Raw genomic sequence first — 1,678 nt, 5'->3', positions numbered from 1 at the left:
GTAAGATTAAATCTCAACTATTACAACTTAATCAATTGTGCTTTACTTGCAAAATTTTCTATTCCCTCTAAATCGGTAGCGGTAACCCATAGCTGCATGTTTAAACCGGTAAAAAATTCGATTAAATACCCTCGTCTTTTGTCGTCTAGATGCACAAAGACCTCATCTAAAAGTAAAATCGGTGCTATTTTAGTTAGTTTTATAGCATAATTCATTTCGGCAAGGATTATCGCAATTAATATAGCTTTCTGCTCACCTGTAGAACAAAATTTTGCTAAGATATTTTTCCTTTTATGTTTGACTAGAAAATCGCTTTTATGGACTCCAAAGCTAGTGCGACCGAGTAGTTTATCTTTGCCTCTTGCTTTGTAAAGTTCTGCAGTAATAAAACCCACAATATCTTCTGCACCGTCTAATATTTTTTGTTCAACAATGCCGTCAATCGATAAATCGGCTTTTGGAAACTCATTTTCAAGTTCATCTATTGCTTGCTGCATAAATTCTAAGGTTTTTAAGCGATTATTAGCAATATGACTAGACATATCAGCCATTTTTTCTTCTATGATTTTCAGCCAATTATCATCTCTTATATCTTCTGCTAGAATTTTATTTCTCTCATACATGTAATATTCATATTTACTCACTAATTCTGCATGCTTTGAATCAAAATTATAAACTATTCTATCAAGAAATTTTCTTCTATCACTACTACCGCTTGTAAAGATACCTTCCATTTGCGGAGTCAGCCATACCATGCTGGTAAATTTACTTAACTCATTATTGGCTATTTTACTTTCGTTATACTCGGTTATTCTTCTATTAGAGCTACGTTTAAATTGTGTGGTAAATTCTGCAAGCCCTAATTTGCTTTGCAATAGAGCTTTAACTAGACACTGATCTTCTGAAGCTTTGCATATATCGGCAAGTTTAGCTGACCGAAGTCCTCTACCTGGATAAAACAACGATATAGCTTCTAAAATATTAGTTTTACCGCTACCGTTTTCACCTATTAAAATTATTGGGGTATTATCTGTTTTTAATTCAAGATTTTTAAAATTACGATAATTTTCAAGGCTTAAGGAATGTAGGAAGATATTTTTCATTTTATGAAAGAGAATAATAGTTAATGATGCGTTGTATTTATACTTCGAGTAAATGAAGAGTTGGTATACGAAGGTCAATTTCAAAAAGAGCAAGGAATTCACAAGGCGAGGAACGGAAGCCGTTACTTAATACGTAAGTACCGCAGATCTTGTAGAACGACGTAGCCAATTTTTGAAATTCACCGAGTATATATACCGTCTAGAAATTGCCATAGTAGTTTTGCGCCTTTTATCGCTCCTTGATATACTAATTTTTGTTCTTTTGAGCTTAAATTATTAAACAAATTTGCACATTCTTGTGTATGCCATCGATCAACTGTACTATGAACAATGAAAAATTGTAAAGTTCTGTAATCTGAAATTCCATAAAATTTTTGTAATCCTTGAATTTTAGAGTCAGATACTTCAGGAGTTTGACGCTCATAAGCATAAAGTGCTCCAAGACCTATAGAAAAAGATTTCTCTGTTAAGTTAAAATAACCTTGAACAAGTTTTTGAGTTGAGTTTAATTTAGGTTCTGAAGTGAGCCGGCTGTAGAAGTCAAGATTTAATCTTACAGACATTATAAAAATTAT

Annotated in this window: 2 protein-coding genes; both read right to left on the bottom strand. The window is 32.5% G+C overall.

Features of this window, described 5'->3' with window-relative positions:
* Window positions 1-20 precede the first annotated feature (20 nt).
* On the bottom strand, window positions 21-1,103 hold the full coding sequence (gene recF / locus KYQ89_RS03360; RefSeq protein WP_218460402.1) for a DNA replication/repair protein RecF: 1,083 nt from the start codon (window positions 1,101-1,103) through the stop codon (window positions 21-23).
* 179 nt (window positions 1,104-1,282) lie between these two features.
* Window positions 1,283-1,678 (bottom strand): iron-containing redox enzyme family protein (locus KYQ89_RS03355; protein WP_371920399.1); only part of this gene is annotated, 396 nt, incomplete at its 5' end.

Source organism: Rickettsia sp. TH2014 (assembly GCF_019249195.1).
Classification (GTDB): domain Bacteria; phylum Pseudomonadota; class Alphaproteobacteria; order Rickettsiales; family Rickettsiaceae; genus Rickettsia; species Rickettsia felis.
This window is presented reverse-complemented; position numbering and strand designations above follow the sequence as displayed.

Bases quoted from the DNA above. Each gene is read 5' to 3' on its own strand.
- recF (WP_218460402.1), bottom strand. From the start codon at position 1,103: ATGAAAAATATCTTCCTACATTCCTTAAGCCTTGAAAATTATCGTAAT.